Origin of the sequence: Mucilaginibacter sp. P25 (genome assembly GCF_050859465.1) — a bacterium.
GTDB lineage: Bacteria > Bacteroidota > Bacteroidia > Sphingobacteriales > Sphingobacteriaceae > Mucilaginibacter > Mucilaginibacter gossypii.
The window spans coordinates 1,242,774-1,258,780 of record NZ_CP193937.1 but is presented as its reverse complement, the minus strand read 5'-3'; the positions used below and the strand labels follow the sequence as shown (position 1 = coordinate 1,258,780).

The window sequence follows — 16,007 nt, the reverse complement described above, 5'->3', positions numbered from 1 at the left end:
GTAGGTTTTTCTATTTTCTATCGCCGATAGCTGTTTGAACAGCAAATACCAGCTCCTGCCAGGTTTTATCTAATTGTTCAAGTACCGCCCGGCCTTCGTCCGAGAGCACATAGTACTTTCGGGGCGGCCCGGAAATTGACTCTACCCAGTTATAGGTGAGCAGTCCGTTATTTTTTAAACGGGTTAAAAGAGGATACAGAGTACCCTCAACTACAAGCAGTTGGGCTTTCTTAAGTTCAGCAATTATGTCTGATGCATATGTTTCGCCCTTAGCTATGATGGAGAGGATGCAATACTCCAGTATGCCTTTCCTCATTTGGGTTTGGGTGTTTTCGACGATCATAATACAAAGATATATGTTTTAGATTGTATTATGCAATACATAGTACTATAATTATTATTCTTTTAGCTGAAACTTGGTTTTTTGAAAAAAAATGACGTTTTAAAAGAAATTACTTGACTTTTTGATAACGTAACATTACTTTTATGATTAATTAACTATTAACTGATCTTATTATTAACGAAATGAAAAAACTTCTACTCGTAAGTTTGTGCTTACTTGTGTTGTCTATGACGCAAGTATTCGCGCAAAACCGTACAGTTACTGGTACGGTTACGGCCAAAGACGACGGCCTACCCATTCCGGGAGTAACAGTAAAGATTAAGGGTACAACCATAGGTACCCAAACCAGTGCAGCCGGTAAATTCTCTCTCAGCGTACCGGCAAATTCAACGCTCACATTTTCATTCGTTGGTTACACGTCACTTGACAAGACGGTTGGAACTTCATCAATTGTTAATGCAGTTCTTGAACCCTCAGCTAAACAGCTGGGAGAGGTAGTTGTAACTGGTGCTTTGGGCATTAAAAAGGCGGCAAGAGAAACCGGTTACTCATCAACTAAAATTGGTGGTAAAGAACTTACCCAATCAAACGTTATTAACGTTGCTAACGGTTTAACTGCAAAAGTTGCCGGTTTGGCGGTATCAACCATTGATAACAGTATCGACCCTCAGGTGAGGATTACCTTACGTGGTAACAGGTCGGCCCTGGGTAACAACACCGCGCTTATCGTTGTTGATGGTGTGCCAATCCCGGGCGGATCATTATCATCAATCAACCCGAACGACATCGCCGACATTAACATCCTTAAAGGTGCCGGTGCAGCCGCGCTTTATGGTTCGGAGGCAGCAAACGGTGCGATGATCATCACTACTAAAAGAGGTACGGATGCCAAGCCTGTAATTACTTACAGCAATTCGTTCCAGCTTCAGGACGTTGGTTATTTCCCTAAACTACAAAACCAATACGGTATCTACGGGGGTGAAGGCGCTCCTTATGTTGATCCTATCACCGGTTTCTCGCTGTACACTCCTTATGAAAACCAGCAATATGGTCCGCTGTATGACGGTCACATGGTGCAGGTTGGTTACCCTGCAGGCGGTCCTAATGGTCCGGTATTGATGGTTCCATACTCTGCTCAGAAAAAAATCCTATCAAAGCTTTCTTCAACACAGGTATTGTTGAACAAAACAACATTAGCTTCTCTCAGGGCGATTCCAAAAGCTCATTTTATTTTTCTGCTCAGAACGCTTACCAAAAAGGTGTAGTGCCAAGCGATAAAAACAACCGTACGTCGGTGAGTGTGCGTGGCGCTAAAAGTTACGGAAACTTCAAAGCCGATTTCTCGGTTGAATACACCCGTACAGATATCAGCACTTACGGTACAGGCTACAATGGCTCGCTGTTGTTCACCAACCTTATCCAGTGGCCATCATTCCTGAATATTAAAGATTTCAGGGATTCAAACAATGGTACCTTCTCAAATCCAAGCGATTTTTATGATGCTTACGCCATCAACCCATACTGGATCACTGACAATTCAAGGATCAACAAACAAAGGGATGTGTTCTTGTCAAACTTAACCTTGTCATACACCGTGAACAAATGGGTTGATCTGAACTACAGGGTTTCACATAACTTTGGTATCGACCAGGAGAAATACACCCGCCGCGAGGTAAACTTTACGCCTTACAGCATCAGCGATCCGCTGGGTGCAGGTAGTGTACAAAGTACCTTTACTACAGGTAAAGCCCCGGGCCAGGTAAATGATTACTACCAATACGGTGACGGTACCGCCAATGGCGATGGCTATGCGAGGTTACAAGGAGATGCGATAGTGACTATCCATCATAAATTTTTCAATAACGACCTTGGTGTTAACTTACTTTTAGGTAATACCATTACTCAAAAATACCGTAAAGCGATGAGCACAGGTAGCAATAACCTGTTGATCAAAGACTTTTATAATATTAACACAATCGGTGGCATTGCCTCTGCTTCAGAGGGTGAGCAAAAAATTCGCCAGGTTGCATATTATGCGGCTTTAAACTTAAGCTACAAAAATTACCTGTTCCTTGAAGGTACAGTAAGGAATGAGCGTGATTCTCGTTTAAGTACTGCAAACAGGTCGTTTTACTATCCATCAGGTAAAGTGTCGTTCATCCCCACTGATGCCCTCGACTTCCTGAAAAATAACAAAGTTTTAAGCTACTTAAAATTATACGGCGAGGTTAGCCGCGTGGGTAACATCTCAATTGATCCTTACAACTTAACTGATACCTACAGCGTTACCTCTGGTTTCCCTTATGGTTCGTTAGGTGCTTTAACTGCAGGTTCAATTCACTATAACTACGGTTTGAAACCAGAGTCGATCAATGAGATTGAGTTTGGTGCTGAGGCTTCATTCTTTGACGGCCGCGTTAGTGCAAAAGCCACATATTACAAACAAAATAGTAAAAATCAAACCCTTAAAGTTAGTACCTCTGCGGCTACAGGTTATCAGCAAGTATTATTGAATGCTGGTGAAATTGAGTCAAAGGGTGGTGAATTTGAATTAACCGCCGATGTGTTAACCAAAGCTAAAAACAAAGTTGGTTTACGTTTAGGTGGTAACTTATCAATTAACGATTCGAAAGTTATATCGTTATTGCCAGGTATCAACTCGTTACAAATTAATAACAACGTTTTTGCAGTGGTGGGGCAGCCTTTCCCGGTTTACAAAGGTTCAGATCTGTTGCGTGATCCTCAGGGCCGTGTAATTGTAAGCGGTACTACCGGTTTGCCATCGGTTGATCCTACTCAAAGAAACTTTGGCCGTACAACGCCTAAATACATCCTTGGTGTTAATGCCCAGGTTAGTTACGATATCGTAACCTTATCGGGTGTTGGTGAGTTCCGCGGCGGTTACATCATCTACAACGGTGTTGGTTCAACCTTAAACTTTGGCGGTTCATCACAAATTTCAACCGAAGCAGGCCGTTCACGTTTTGTGTATCCTAATTCGGTTATCCAAACTTCGCCGGGTGTTTACACTCCAAATACCAATGTCACTGTTGCCGATGGTAACTATGGTTTCTGGCAAAGTTCTGCTTATAACACCGCAAACGGCCCAAGGGTATCGAGCGCTGCGTTCTGGAAAATCCGTGAAATCGCACTAAATTTTGACCTAACTAAATTTATCCGTACAACAGGATTCATCAAAGGTTTAAGCTTTGCATTAACCGGTCGTAACCTGGCGTTATGGACTCCGAAAAGCAACCCTTGGGGCGATCCTGAGTTCAGTAACTCTGTTGGTAACGATGTTGGTACAAACAGTGCTTCGCAAACGCCTGCAACCCGTGTTTACGGTGCTGATCTTCACGTAACGTTTTAATTAGTTTAAAAGATAAAGAGATGAAAAAATATTTTTATATAATGGTAGGTCTGGTTACCATCGGTTTATCCGGTTGTAAAAAAGACTTCTTAGAACTTTCGGTGAACCCGAATACGCCGTCGGTCACCACTCCGCAATTTACGTTGGCCGGTGCACTTAAAGTAGCGTCGGATATCGTTAATATCAATTACCCTCACTACGGCGTTTGGGCAGGTCAGTTATCACCGAGCGGTAACTACGTGCCGAGCCCGCAGTTGCAGCAATACCAGTTCACTACGGATAACTATCAGGTATTTGCCCCGCTATATGCAAACTTAACCAACTTTAACACGCTGGAAACTATTTCTGCTGATGCTTCATTTGCAAAATTCAGGGCGATTGCCAAAATCATGAAAGCGTATGATTTTGAACAGCTGGTTGATAATTATAACAACGTTCCTTACACAGAGGCATTTAACTCGTCAAAAACGCTGTTCCCCAAATATGATAAAGGAGCTGATATTTATGCCGACCTGATTAAACAAATCGATGCAGCTATCGCATTAATTGACGGTAACGCTTCAGCCACCAGCCCTGACGTTTCAGACATCGTATTTAAGGGTGATATGGCTAAATGGAAATTGTTTGCCAACACTTTAAAATTACGTTTGGCTGTTCGCGGTAAACTAACTGCTACATTACCAGCTTCGGGTGATGCTAACTATCTTAACGCAAGTGTGAAAGCCGCTACTCAACCTGGTTATGCCAATAGCGACGCGGTAGGTGGCCAGCAAAGCCCTTTCTGGAGAAGTTTTGGTTTTGATCAAAACGGTAACCCAACCGGTAACAACGCGTACTTCCGTGCTAATGCATACGAATTAGGTATATTAACGGCTACTAATGATACATTAAGGGCCAGGGCGTTTTATGCTGCAATAGCCAATGATCCGAAGAAAATCAAACGTGTTGGTATCATATTTGGCGATGATTCTGCTGTTCCGAATGCAGGTACAAGCGCTATCGGCCCGGGCTTGTTGAAATCAGCTACACAGGATGGTATCCTGATGTCATCAGCCGAGTCATACTTCCTTCAGGCTGAAGCTGTATTAAACGGAACCATTACCGGTAATGCACAAACACTTTACGAGAGCGGTATAAAAGCTTCATTTGTTGCTTTAGGCCTTAGTGCTGATGATGCTGTTACCTACTATAGCCAGCCGATTGCTAATGTTAGCTGGGCAGCGAGCACTAATAAACTTCAGGCTATCATTACTCAAAAATGGATTTCATTAACCGGTTACGGAAGCCTTGAAGCTTATAACGAGATCAGGAGGACAGGTTACCCTAATGTGCCAAGATCAATTGATTCAAAAGCAATTGGTACAGGTTTACCAACCAGGGTGTTTTATCCAACTTCTGAGTATCAGCAAAACGCCGATAACGTAGGTAAAGAAGGAACCATTGACCCATTCAAATCAAAGATTTTCTGGGCTAAATAATTTAAAACGAGATAGATATGAAAAATTTTATATATTCGAAGCTAACGGGCCTTATCCTGTTGGCGGGTGTAACATTACTTAGCTCGTGCCTTAAAGATGACAGGTACGTAGACTTTGGGGCATCAAAACCTATTGCCGAATTACCGATAAGCGGTTTGACAAATTTTAGTAAAGATGCGTTCACCGAAGCGGGTGATACTATTGTTAGGCAGTTTGCAGTTAATATTGCGTCACCGTCAATCCCGACAACTGATACGAAAGTAACTTTGGCGGTTGATAACTCGGTTATTGCAGCTTACGCGAAAATTGATAACAGCGTTTCTTATGTAGCTATGCCTGCAAACGCTTTTGTGTTTACCGATGTCTCTGTAACTATAGCAAAAGGTACCCGCACAAAAATTGTTTCGGTTACTATTTATAAAAATAAGTTAGATCCGTCTTTAAGTTACATGCTTCCAATTGTAATAAAAGACGCTTCAGGAACCACTATCAGCGGTAACTTCGGGATCCATTATTATCACGTAATTGGTAACCACTTTGCCGGCGTTTATAAATGGGATTATTTACGTTACAATAACAGTTCAGGCACAGGAACTCCATCAACTGATGCAAAAGGACAGTCGGCCACTTTGTCTCCGGTTACTCCAACTCAATTTGAAGTTGCTTCCGGATACCTGGGACTGCGTTACGAAGTTACATTTACTCAAAATGCAGGTGTATATTCCAACTTTGCAGTGGCAATAAACGCTGATGACGCAGCTGCTTTGGCTGATGGAACTTTGGCTGGAGCAAAAATATCGATCAGTTCGCCTGCCGAAATAGTGTCTGTTGATCCAATAGCTCAGAAATTTATTTTCAAGTTTAAGGTTCATAATAATGATACCGGAGCGGATAGATCGCTTCAGGATACTTATTATAAATAAAATTATTTAATGAGATAATAAAAAACAGGTCGCCAATCGGCGACCTGTTTTGCTTTAATAGATATCGGCTTTTACTTTTGCTTTCAATATGAAATTGCAAAAACTATGGATTCAAATTTGCCGGCTTTTTGAGGCGAAAATGATGTCAAATGTTGATAGGGATTTCGGGATATCTTAATATTAAATTATGTAATTATTTTTTATCCACGCTATATTTCCCTGGCCCAATAAATATCAAACCGGCAAACATAACAGCATCTTCTATGGCATGAGCGGCATCGCCCAGACCACCGCCTGTACCTAAATGCATTAAAGCGGCTACTATCATGTTTACAAATAATAGGATACAAACCGGCCGGAAAGCCAACCCGATGATAAGCAGGAAACCGCCAAAACATTCGGTAACAGCTGCAAGCAAACCCCAAACCACCGGCCAGAAATGGATGCCGACATATTTCATGGATGCGCCAAGGTGTTTCCAGCTTTCTGTGCCGCCTATCAATTTAGGATAGCCGTGATAAATGAACATAATACCCAACCCGATACGAATGATCAGTAACCCCAAGTTTTTGTAATTGCCTAAATTGCCTAAAATTGCCATTTAAAGATATTTTGTTGATATGAGGGCTTAAGGTAATAAAAATGTTGGAGGGTATTAAGATATGAGAATAATTCCCCTTTTGAGCGCGCGCGTTGGAATAACGATGGAGCTTCAATATTCACATCGCTGCTAAACACAGTCCTCCCCGCCGACTTCTATGCGAGACCACGCGATTATGCGCTTTTTCTTATTTAAGTTGATGGCCACCCAGCTCCAGTTTGCCGACGATTTAGGTAACCCTATATGTTTATTAAATAATTGATCTTCAATAATTTGTGTTCGTATAATCGAAATTGTGTTAACCCTGTTAACCCCCTTGCTGGCTTAAGTTAACGGCTCTGTTATCTCACGAAAAGAACCACGCTTGCCACTTTTATTGGGGCTCATAGCTATTACTCCCCAATCTATCATATTCAAACTATTGTGCTTATATTACTATCTCCAAACAGCCCGTATGAAAGCAAGCCTTATTTTATCACTATGTGTGTGTTCGCTGCAAGCTATAGCTCAAAAAAATGCCTTACGTACACAGGTAAATACCAAAGCCGATGCCCTGCAGGAACAGGTAATAACCTGGCGGCGTGATTTTCATGAACATCCCGAACTGGGTAACCATGAGGTACGCACTTCGGCCATTATTGCTAAACATCTACAATCATTAGGTATTGAGGTAAAAACCGGCATAGCCACTACCGGTGTGGTTGGGGTGTTGAAAGGCGGGCATCCGGGCCCGGTTGTGGCTTTGAGGGCAGATATGGACGGGTTGCCGGTTATTGAGCGTACACCTGTGCCATTTGCATCTAAAGTAAAAACTACTTATAACGGACAGGAGGTTGGCGTGATGCATGCCTGTGGACACGATTCGCACATGGCCATACTCATGGCGGTTGCGCAGGTGCTATCGTCAATGAAAGCAGACTTGCACGGAACCGTAAAATTCATTTTTCAACCCGCCGAAGAGGGCGTTGAACCCGGTCAAAAAGGCGGGGCAGAGCAAATGGTAAAAGAAGGGGTGTTGGAAAACCCAAAAGTCGACGTGGTTTTTGGCCTGCACATCAATTCGCAAACGGAGGTTGGCAAAATTACCTATCGGCCGGGCGGTACTATGGCGGGGGTTAATGATATGCAGATCATCGTAAAAGGGAGATCCGCACATGGGGCTTATCCATGGTCGAGCGTTGACCCTATCATAACCTCGGCCCAGATCATCAATAACCTGCAAACCATAGTGAGCCGCAATGTCAATATAACCGAAAATCCGGCAGTAGTTACCATTGGTGCCATAAAGGGGGCAATCGCTCAAACATTATCCCCGAATCTGTTGAGATGCTGGGCACGCTCCGCTCCTTTACCCCTGCCGACGAAAAATTACTGATTGCACGGGTAACAGAAATAGCTACCAAAACTGCCGAAGCGCAGGGAGCTATAGCTACGGTAAAGATTCCGTACAGTAACCATTATCCGGTTACTTATAATGATCCTGGGCTTACTCAAAAAATGCTGCCGAGCCTGCAGCAAACTGCCGGTGCCGCTAATGTGCTGTTGCGCCCCCTGTAACGGGCGCCGAAGATTTTAGCTTTTACCAGGAAAAGGTACCGGGCTTGTTCATATTTTTGGGCGGTATGCCAAAGGGGGCGATCCGCTGAAAGCACCATCGCACCATACACCCGATTTTTATATTGATGAAAGCGGCTTTAGTTTAGGTGTAAAAGCCTTGTGTAATATGACCATTGATTACATGAACAACAAGAAATAAGTATTCAGTATCCGATAGTTCTTTTTTATTGCTGCTGAAACAATAGCGATCAAAAAGTATTTTTACAACGGCTTATTCGTATATTGAACGGCTTTAATAGCATAGTGTGAAATCGTTAAGATCATGAAAAAGCATTTACTACCCCTTTTATGCCTGTGCATGTTTATGAGCAGTTTGCCTGGTATTGCAGCTTCGGCAAAAATGATGCTGCCCGCCGATACGGTAGCTAAATTAAAGCCCGAGGTGCGCCAGGTTGTTGAAACGGTAATAAAAGCTTCCGGCACTTTCAGTATCGAAGCAGTATCTGATCTTTACGCTCCTAATGCCGTAGTAGCCGATGAACAGCCTCCCTTTTCGTGGAACGGGCAACTGGCCGGTGTGCAATGGATAAATTCGGTACAAAAAGCGGTTAAGGATTTTAAGATCAGGGATTTTAAAGTCGATTTGCAGCGCATCAAAACTTTTCAGCAAACCGACGAAATAGTTTACCTCATAGCTCCTGTTGAATATACAGGCCTTGTGAATGGCGAACATTTTGAAGAACAGGGGCTTTTTCGTTCGTATTAAGGATAGTGAGCGGCAAATGGCTCATTAAAAGCCAGGCCTGGGTACCGCGCAACGGCATGTAAAACACCAGTCTGTATCATAAGCCGGGCTACTTTTGCAATCTGAATTTAAAATTAAGATTGACAAACTCCCCTTTAGAGATCGCCCCGGTTTTATTTATAACTTAGCTTTTATGAACGCTATCCTGCATATATTAAATGGCGATGCCGCGTTAGATGGTTTTGATCAAACCGGGCTCGACGGCGATGTTATGGTTTGGCGCGAGGTGTTTTCTGAAGGCCCTTTACAGGAAAATATCCTTTCAGGAAGTTTCTGGACCGCGCGCCGCGATTGGATTGAGAGAACATTCGATGCCCCGGCAGATGAATATCAGCATAAAGTGATAGATGAGCTTGGCAAACTAAACAGCCGGTATACCGAGATTAACTTGTGGTTTGAATTTGATTTGCATTGCCAGGTAAACCTGCTGGGCGTATTGGAAATGCTTTCGCTGAAAACCGATATGTCGGCCCCGGCCATTTATCTCATTTGCCTGGCCGATTGTGTTCAGTTTGATAATAAGAAAGGCCTGGGTGAATTAACCGGCGAACAATTTGAAGAATTGTATGATGCCCGCGAACGCCTGAACGAATGGGAGCTCGGTTTGGCCGCCGATGCCTGGAGGCTATATGTTAATAATGACCTCTCGGGGTTAGAAAAATGGCTAAACGAAAATACCTTCTGGGGTGGCCTCCCGCTGCTTAAGCCTGCACTACAGGCACACCTGAAACGGATGCAAACCAATGCGGATGGGTTGAGCTATATCGAACAAAAACTACTGGATATTTATAATGGCGGCGCAAAAACCAAAACGGCCATTTACCACGCTTTTGGAAAAATGAAAGTATTTTTGGCATGGGCGATAGTGAGATCGATATCTACCTCAATAAACTGAAGGACAAAGGGTTGATTGAGGTATAAATTGTGTCATTTCCTGACTGAGCAGAGAGAGGCTGAACATTGGGCGAAAGAGAAATTATATACCCGGCTTAAACGCTTTGCATAGCCGCTTGATATAGTGCATAGGAGATTTCTCACTCGTTCCTCGTTTCGAAATGACAACGGGATATTAACGTATTATGGAACCGTGACCGCTATTGTTGGCGACCTTTCACTCTCATTCTTCATCCTATCTAATGCTGTGACTACATAAAAATAGGTTTTACCCCTAATAACAGTATTATCGTCGTATCCAAGCGTGGGATCATATTTGATTTTGAGAATGTTTTTAGGATTGTCGATGTCTATCTTTTCGCCATCGTTAAAGCGGTAGATCACATAGCCGTAAACCGGCTCTTCGTCTTTAGCTAAAGTTGGAGTAAGCCACCTCACTGCTACACTTTTACCTACGGCTTTGGCCGTAACCTGTTGAGGGGCGTTAGGCGGTATCGAATCGCGCCAAAGCATTACCGGCGGCAGTGCAGGGTATTGGTAATAATTGTCGCGTAGCGAGTCGGTAAAGCCAAGCGGGTTGCTGGTGAGTGAGTTGGAGCTAAAGTAAACACTGCCCTGTACCCTTGGGTTGTTGCGAATAAGTTCTATTTGCTGAGGTAGTTGAGCCGGGTTTCTAAAAGCCTGAACCTTGCGCTCATTGATGCGGTAAGCCGCCTGGCCTACATATAAATGCCTGCCATAAGTATTGTCGCCCCACCAGTCGAGCAGCTTTTGAAAATCGGCAGCACGGTTGCCTATCTGCCAGTAAAGCTGCGGATTGATATAATCTATCCAGCCTTCTTTTACCCACTTGCGGGTATCGGCGTAGTTTTCATAATATGAGGAACCGCCATTGGTTTCGGAACCTTCCTCATTTTGCGCTTTATTAGCCCAGATGCCAAAAGGGCTTACGCCGAATTTCATGTTAGGATCATGCGCATGAACGCTGTCGGCAATCATATGTATCAGCAGGTCCACATTATGACGGCGCCAGTCTTTAATATTATCGTAACCCTCACCGTACTTTCTAAATGTTTCCTCGTCGTTTATTTTTTGACCGGCAATGGGATATGGATAAAAATAATCGTCCATGTGTACGCCGTCTATGTCGTAATTATCCACAACATCCAGTATTACCTGTACAATATAGTCGCGCACTTCGGGCAGGCCGGGGTTAAAAGTTTTAATGCCGCCGTAGGTAAAGAACCATTCAGGCTTTATTTTGGTAATATGCTGCGGACTAAGCGCTGCAAAGTTGCCGTCAAAAGTAGCGCGGTAAGGGTTAAACCAGGCGTGCAGCTCCATGCCGCGTTTATGTGCTTCGGTGATGGCAAATTCAAGCGGGTCATAATTAGGGCTGGGGGCCTGGCCCTGTTTACCGGTTAAATATTTCGACCAGGGCTCACGGCTTTTGGCATAAAATGCATCGGCAGCGGGCCGCACCTGTAGCATAACCGCATTGATCCCGGTTTCCTGGTGCGAGTTCAGTATATCTATAAGCTCTTGTTTCTGCTTTTCTGATGGAGCTTTGGAGTTGGTTGGCCAGTCAATGTTAACCACGGTGGCTATCCATACTCCCCTGAATTCGCGCTTAGGCTGCATTTTTACATCAACCGGTGCCGGTACAAGATCGGCCGGCTGCGCATTAACTGTTAAACTTGTAAACAGGATTATAATCAGGAGTATGAACCGTTGGTATATATGCATCAAATAGAATTAAATTGAAAGTTGCAAAGATATAAACTCATAACGTAGCAGGTTTATTATGAAGTATAAAAATTGAAGCCTTATTGTGTTTTAAACATTTTGTAGTTATTTTAGCTCAACGCCTAAAACAATTGATGTAATAATTTTTTAAAAAATCATATTTTTAGTGTTTTAACGTTCAATATGTTAACCATTAAGGATAAACGCATCTGTATATACTTGCAGGAAAGCGCTTTACATCAATTAACAGTTGATATTTCGTTAAAAACTAAACACTATAGCTAAGCTTTTGTTATACCACTTGCTTAACTATGCTAAAACTTAACATTTAATTGCTATGGAAAACCAATCTGGGCAACAACAACCTAAGAAAAACTCAAACGTCATTTATTTTCTTATTGTAGTAGTGCTTGCTTTATTGGGTACCGATGTGTATCTGTACCTGCAAAAAAACAACTCCGATAAAAAAATAGTTTATCAGCATGATGAGCAAACAAGGCTGCAAACCGAGCTCGACAGTCTTGAATCGCAGGTTGAACAGGTCACTGCAGGCAAAGCCAAAATGACAGCGGCACTAACCGCCAAAAACGATTCGTTAAAATCTACCATTAAAGTCTTGAGGGCTAAACTGGCCAAAGGTAAACTTACCGCACAGGAACTTGCCAAAGTACAGGAGGATGTAAAACAACTCCGTTATTTTGTAACCAAGTATACTGCCGACATTGATGAGCTCAAAAAACAGAACACATCGCTCACCACCGAAAGGGATACTTTAAAAACCAATTTGGCAACGGTTGCCAAAAAGGTGGATACGCTATCCAAACAAAATGAGGATCTTGGTGCTAAGGTGAAAGTAGCCCAGGCGCTCAAGCTTGCAACTTCGGATGTGGTTGCCTATAAAATAAAAGGCAGCGGAAAAGAGGTTGACGTAACCCGTGCAAACCCAGCCAAAAAACTGAAGATCAACTTCACTGTGGCCAGCAATACTTTGGCTACAAAAACTATGCATGATATTTATGTACGCGTGATTGACCCAACCGGAAACCTGATCACGGCACCTGATTCAGGAACTTTCAGCGCCGATGGCCAGGACCTGCAATACACCTACAAAACATCCATTGATTTTAAGGATGATGGCACACAATACACCATCGACTGGATAAACCCAACCCTGCCATTCCAGAAAGGCACTTATACCATTATGCTTTATGCTGATGGTGGTACTATGGGTAAAACAGGTGTAACGCTTAAATAATTATCGGCACTAATTTTTCGATTTAGGTCGGATTTCACGAATTACAAGAAGAGGCCCGGTTTGCGTAGCAAACCGGGCCTCTTCTTGTGTTTGATATTCCAAAAGGACATTATTACAATAAAGATGGAATTATGCATTACTCCAATTCGTGTAATTTGATTTAATTCGAAAAGTTAGTCATCATTAAATTTTCATCAGCGCCGGGCTTATCCTTAAATACACCTCAAATCCAATTGGTGTGCTGTCATAAATGATGTTGGGCAAAAGCCTCAACCAATATCACATACACGATGGTGAACGAAAGCAGGGTTAAAGATTAAAAAAGTTGTACTCCAGCCTGATGAGGTACATATTTTTAGTATTCCGTTGCATATCATTATAGACAGGCGTACGGTACGAGAAATCAAGCCGGCAGGTACTGTTAAAGATCAGTTGCAAAGCGGGTGCAACATCCAGATAACTTTCGCTATGCCCTGGGTTGATTTTGCCCAGCAGTTCACAATACAAGTTTAAATTTACCTGCTTGTAGTCGCGATAATTACGTGGCAAAAGCAAATAGCCGCCAGATAAGGTATAAGCCGCGGCATTACGTACTCTATTGGTTGAAATTTCATAGTTCCCGCTGTTATTAAAAGCCCGCAAATAGCTTGCCGAACCTGAAAGCGCCAGCTTATGCAGCAACTGGGTGAAAACTACACCGCCCTGTGCACCGCTGTTATCACCTTCTAAAGTGATCTCCCGGTTCACTATAGGATTGTTAATACTTGATAGCTTGGCAAAAAATGCGCCCCTGAAATGCTTTTGAACGGTATCGATAGATAGGAACCGATACTTAGCGTACACGCTGCCACCTTCAAAGTGCTGGCTTGAATTATAATAATCAGACATGTAAACCGAGCCATGCACCATCAAATGCCGGCTAACGCCATACATGGCTTCAATAGTACTGCGGTTTTTGTACGATGGCTTAAAATATCCCTGGTTTTCCACGCGAATGCCCAATGAGCCGGTTGCCATATTGCTGGCAGGTTCTGTATTTACATACAGTTCCTGCGCCGATACAGGGCGTGCCATTGCCATAAGGCAAACAGCCAATAATATCCTCTTCATAAAAAATGATGTTAAATGAAGAACTTAGATAGCTAAATGATAAACGCGGCCGCTTGCAGGGGCGGTATCCGTAACCTGGCCAAGGTATTTTTTTGATACCGATTTGGGTGCGAAACCATTGTCAACCACGGTAAAGCTCACATCGCCGGTGAATGATTTATCGGCAGCGTTAAGCAGGCGATAAGTATCGCCCCCGTAGTTAAATGCATTCTCGGCAACTTTGGTATTGGCAAAATTATAAGTGGCTTTTAAACTGTTAACCGAAAATCCAGAACCCTGAACCTTTTTGCTGATCTGCTCAAAATTTACCGGAACGTCATTTTTAAAGGTAATGAGGTAAGTGTTACGGATCAGATCAGTTTTGATTTCGCCAATAAACGGCAGTGTGCGTAATGCTTTTTCGGTTGATTTGGCGCATAGTGCGCAGGTAAGGCCGCTAACCTGGAGTTCGGCTTTGGTAAATTGGGCTTTAGCTGCTGTTACAGAAAGCGCAAATATGATGATGAATATTTTTAAAGTTTTCATGTTGATCGTATAATTAATTGTTAGAGAATAAACTATTGATAAGGTTTACCGGGTTTAACAATTAACAGATCAAATGCGGAAGATACAGTTGCGGATAAATGTGGCGATGCCCTGAACCGATGGATCGGGAGGGCTGCGGTCATAAAATTTGTCGGAAGAGGAAGATGGTAAGGCCGGAAATAAGCTATCGAACGACCAGCTTGGCAGTTCAAAGCCAAACATCTTTGCTAAAAAGGAAGTTGATTCGCCCTGGTGAGCGTCTTTTACTTTTACTTCAACCTGTTTATCCTTGCAGCATTTCATTTTGCCGCCTTTTTGGTCCATTTTGCAGTTAACCGCCGGGGCATCAATTTTTACAGATGCTACATAGTCGCCGCAAATATGGAAATTAAGAGCAAAGCCCAATACCGTAACTGTGTACAGCATAGTGAGTAATATCGCTCCTGATCTTTTTACCATACTGCAAAAGTAGGTGATTAACTTGTTGATTACAAAATGTTTTTATCAGTTGGGATAACACATTGTTTAACAAATGTGCAAATAGTGATTTTGGCATATACCAAAAAGCCCCGGCTTTGCGCCGGGGACTTTCTCTTTAAACTATTAACTGATCTTATTATTACGCTGTATTACTGGGCAGCCTGTTTTGCCTGCTCCTTCATTTTTTCGTTTGCCACAATGGTGATCTCAACCCTGCGGTTTTGTGCGCGGCCATCGGCAGTGGTATTATCGGCAATTGGTTCACTTTCGCCCTTGCCGGTCACTGTCATACGTGATGAGGCTACGTTACCCGCAACTAAATATGATTTTACAGCATCCGCCCTTTTTACTGAAAGTGTTTGATTATAACTGTCAGATCCGGTATTATCGGTATGGCCGATGATGGTAATGTTAGTTTCAGGGTTTTTCTGTAATGAGGCAGCCAGGTTTTGCAGGTTAGTTTCCGCAGCAGGTTTCAAATCTGATTTATTGGTGTCAAATAAAATACCTGAATCAAATTTAACCAAAATGCCTTCACCTTCGCGGGTTACTGTGGCGCCCGGCACTGTTTGTTTAATTTCGGCAGCTTGTCTGTCCATATTACGGCCGATAAAAGCACCTGCGGTACCACCTACAGCACCACCTATAATAGCACCTAATGCGGTATTACCGGCAGCTTTACCAATAAAAGCACCTACTGTACCACCGGCACCCGCGCCAATAGCAGCACCTTTTTGTGTTTTTGTAAGTGAATTACATCCTGAGCCTAATATGCCTGCTGTAGCTAATGCTATACCAAGGGTGGCTACTTTTAATTTAAGCGTTCTCATCGTACTTGTATAATTATGTTATACCGTACTTTTTACAAAGCAGATGCCAAAAAAACCTGATGGCAGTATTATAGACTGCTTCCTTTAAAA

Annotated in this window: 16 protein-coding genes; 9 read left to right on the top strand and 7 right to left on the bottom strand. The window is 42.9% G+C overall.

From position 1 onward, the window contains the following. Positions 1–10: 10 nt before the first annotated feature. Complete coding sequence (locus ACRQ5D_RS06595) at positions 11–343, bottom strand: PadR family transcriptional regulator (RefSeq protein WP_090532189.1); 333 nt, start codon at positions 341–343, stop codon at positions 11–13. Positions 344–570: 227 nt separating this feature from the next. On the opposite strand from ACRQ5D_RS06595, the gene ACRQ5D_RS06590 reads away from it, so the two are divergent. From ACRQ5D_RS06590 to ACRQ5D_RS06575, 4 genes are read left to right on the top strand one after another with little or no spacing between them, the layout of a single operon-like run. Further along, positions 571–1,608, top strand: a complete 1,038-nt coding sequence (locus ACRQ5D_RS06590) for a carboxypeptidase-like regulatory domain-containing protein (RefSeq protein ID WP_431199287.1) — start codon at positions 571–573, stop codon at positions 1,606–1,608. Then, complete coding sequence (locus ACRQ5D_RS06585; RefSeq protein WP_431199286.1) at positions 1,608–3,713, top strand: hypothetical protein; 2,106 nt, start codon at positions 1,608–1,610, stop codon at positions 3,711–3,713. Before ACRQ5D_RS06590 ends, ACRQ5D_RS06585 begins: the two co-directional genes overlap by 1 nt. Positions 3,714–3,733: 20 nt before the next feature. Next, entirely contained in the window at positions 3,734–5,191 is a 1,458-nt protein-coding gene (locus ACRQ5D_RS06580; protein ID WP_432328576.1) for a SusD/RagB family nutrient-binding outer membrane lipoprotein, read from the top strand. Between the two features lie 17 nt (positions 5,192–5,208). Continuing rightward, positions 5,209–6,114, top strand: a complete 906-nt coding sequence (locus tag ACRQ5D_RS06575; RefSeq protein ID WP_432328575.1) for a DUF1735 domain-containing protein — start codon at positions 5,209–5,211, stop codon at positions 6,112–6,114. A gap of 193 nt (positions 6,115–6,307) precedes the next feature. Here the strand turns inward: ACRQ5D_RS06575 and ACRQ5D_RS06570 are convergent, their stop codons facing one another. Next, positions 6,308–6,715, bottom strand: a complete 408-nt coding sequence (locus tag ACRQ5D_RS06570; protein WP_432328574.1) for a DoxX family protein — start codon at positions 6,713–6,715, stop codon at positions 6,308–6,310. A gap of 454 nt (positions 6,716–7,169) precedes the next feature. Here ACRQ5D_RS06570 and ACRQ5D_RS06565 point away from each other — a divergent pair, with 454 nt between their 5' ends. From ACRQ5D_RS06565 to ACRQ5D_RS06550, 4 genes are all read left to right on the top strand, one after another. After that, a complete protein-coding gene (locus ACRQ5D_RS06565; RefSeq protein WP_432328573.1) occupies positions 7,170–8,090 on the top strand; it encodes an amidohydrolase in 921 nt (306 codons plus the stop codon). Further along, positions 8,042–8,272: a hypothetical protein gene (locus ACRQ5D_RS06560; RefSeq protein WP_432328572.1), complete on the top strand. Its 231-nt coding sequence runs from the start codon at positions 8,042–8,044 to the stop codon at positions 8,270–8,272. The genes ACRQ5D_RS06565 and ACRQ5D_RS06560 overlap by 49 nt, the downstream gene beginning before the upstream one ends. A gap of 322 nt (positions 8,273–8,594) precedes the next feature. Continuing rightward, positions 8,595–9,038 (top strand): hypothetical protein, encoded by a 444-nt coding sequence (locus ACRQ5D_RS06555; RefSeq protein ID WP_432328571.1) that lies wholly within the window; start codon positions 8,595–8,597, stop codon positions 9,036–9,038. Between the two features lie 172 nt (positions 9,039–9,210). After that, the gene (locus ACRQ5D_RS06550; protein ID WP_432328570.1) at positions 9,211–9,972 is read left to right on the top strand and encodes a hypothetical protein; all 762 of its coding nucleotides are present in this window, start codon (positions 9,211–9,213) and stop codon (positions 9,970–9,972) included. 182 nt (positions 9,973–10,154) lie between these two features. On the opposite strand, the gene ACRQ5D_RS06545 is transcribed toward ACRQ5D_RS06550, so the two are convergent. Then, the gene (locus ACRQ5D_RS06545) at positions 10,155–11,717 is read right to left on the bottom strand and encodes a glycoside hydrolase family 10 protein (protein ID WP_432328569.1); all 1,563 of its coding nucleotides are present in this window, start codon (positions 11,715–11,717) and stop codon (positions 10,155–10,157) included. 337 nt (positions 11,718–12,054) lie between these two features. Here ACRQ5D_RS06545 and ACRQ5D_RS06540 point away from each other — a divergent pair, with 337 nt between their 5' ends. Beyond that, on the top strand, positions 12,055–12,972 hold the full coding sequence (locus tag ACRQ5D_RS06540; protein ID WP_129567915.1) for a hypothetical protein: 918 nt from the start codon (positions 12,055–12,057) through the stop codon (positions 12,970–12,972). A gap of 309 nt (positions 12,973–13,281) precedes the next feature. Here ACRQ5D_RS06540 and ACRQ5D_RS06535 read toward each other — a convergent pair whose 3' ends face one another. The 4 genes from ACRQ5D_RS06535 to ACRQ5D_RS06520 form a co-directional block, all read right to left on the bottom strand. Further along, complete coding sequence (locus ACRQ5D_RS06535) at positions 13,282–14,082, bottom strand: hypothetical protein (protein WP_129567916.1); 801 nt, start codon at positions 14,080–14,082, stop codon at positions 13,282–13,284. 24 nt (positions 14,083–14,106) lie between these two features. Next, complete coding sequence (locus tag ACRQ5D_RS06530) at positions 14,107–14,607, bottom strand: heavy-metal-associated domain-containing protein (RefSeq protein WP_112656116.1); 501 nt, start codon at positions 14,605–14,607, stop codon at positions 14,107–14,109. A 69-nt stretch (positions 14,608–14,676) separates the two neighbouring features. Continuing rightward, complete coding sequence (locus ACRQ5D_RS06525) at positions 14,677–15,066, bottom strand: HYC_CC_PP family protein (RefSeq protein WP_091167255.1); 390 nt, start codon at positions 15,064–15,066, stop codon at positions 14,677–14,679. A 170-nt stretch (positions 15,067–15,236) separates the two neighbouring features. Then, positions 15,237–15,917, bottom strand: a complete 681-nt coding sequence (locus ACRQ5D_RS06520) for an OmpA family protein (RefSeq protein WP_112656120.1) — start codon at positions 15,915–15,917, stop codon at positions 15,237–15,239. Between the last annotated feature and the right edge of the window lie 90 nt (positions 15,918–16,007).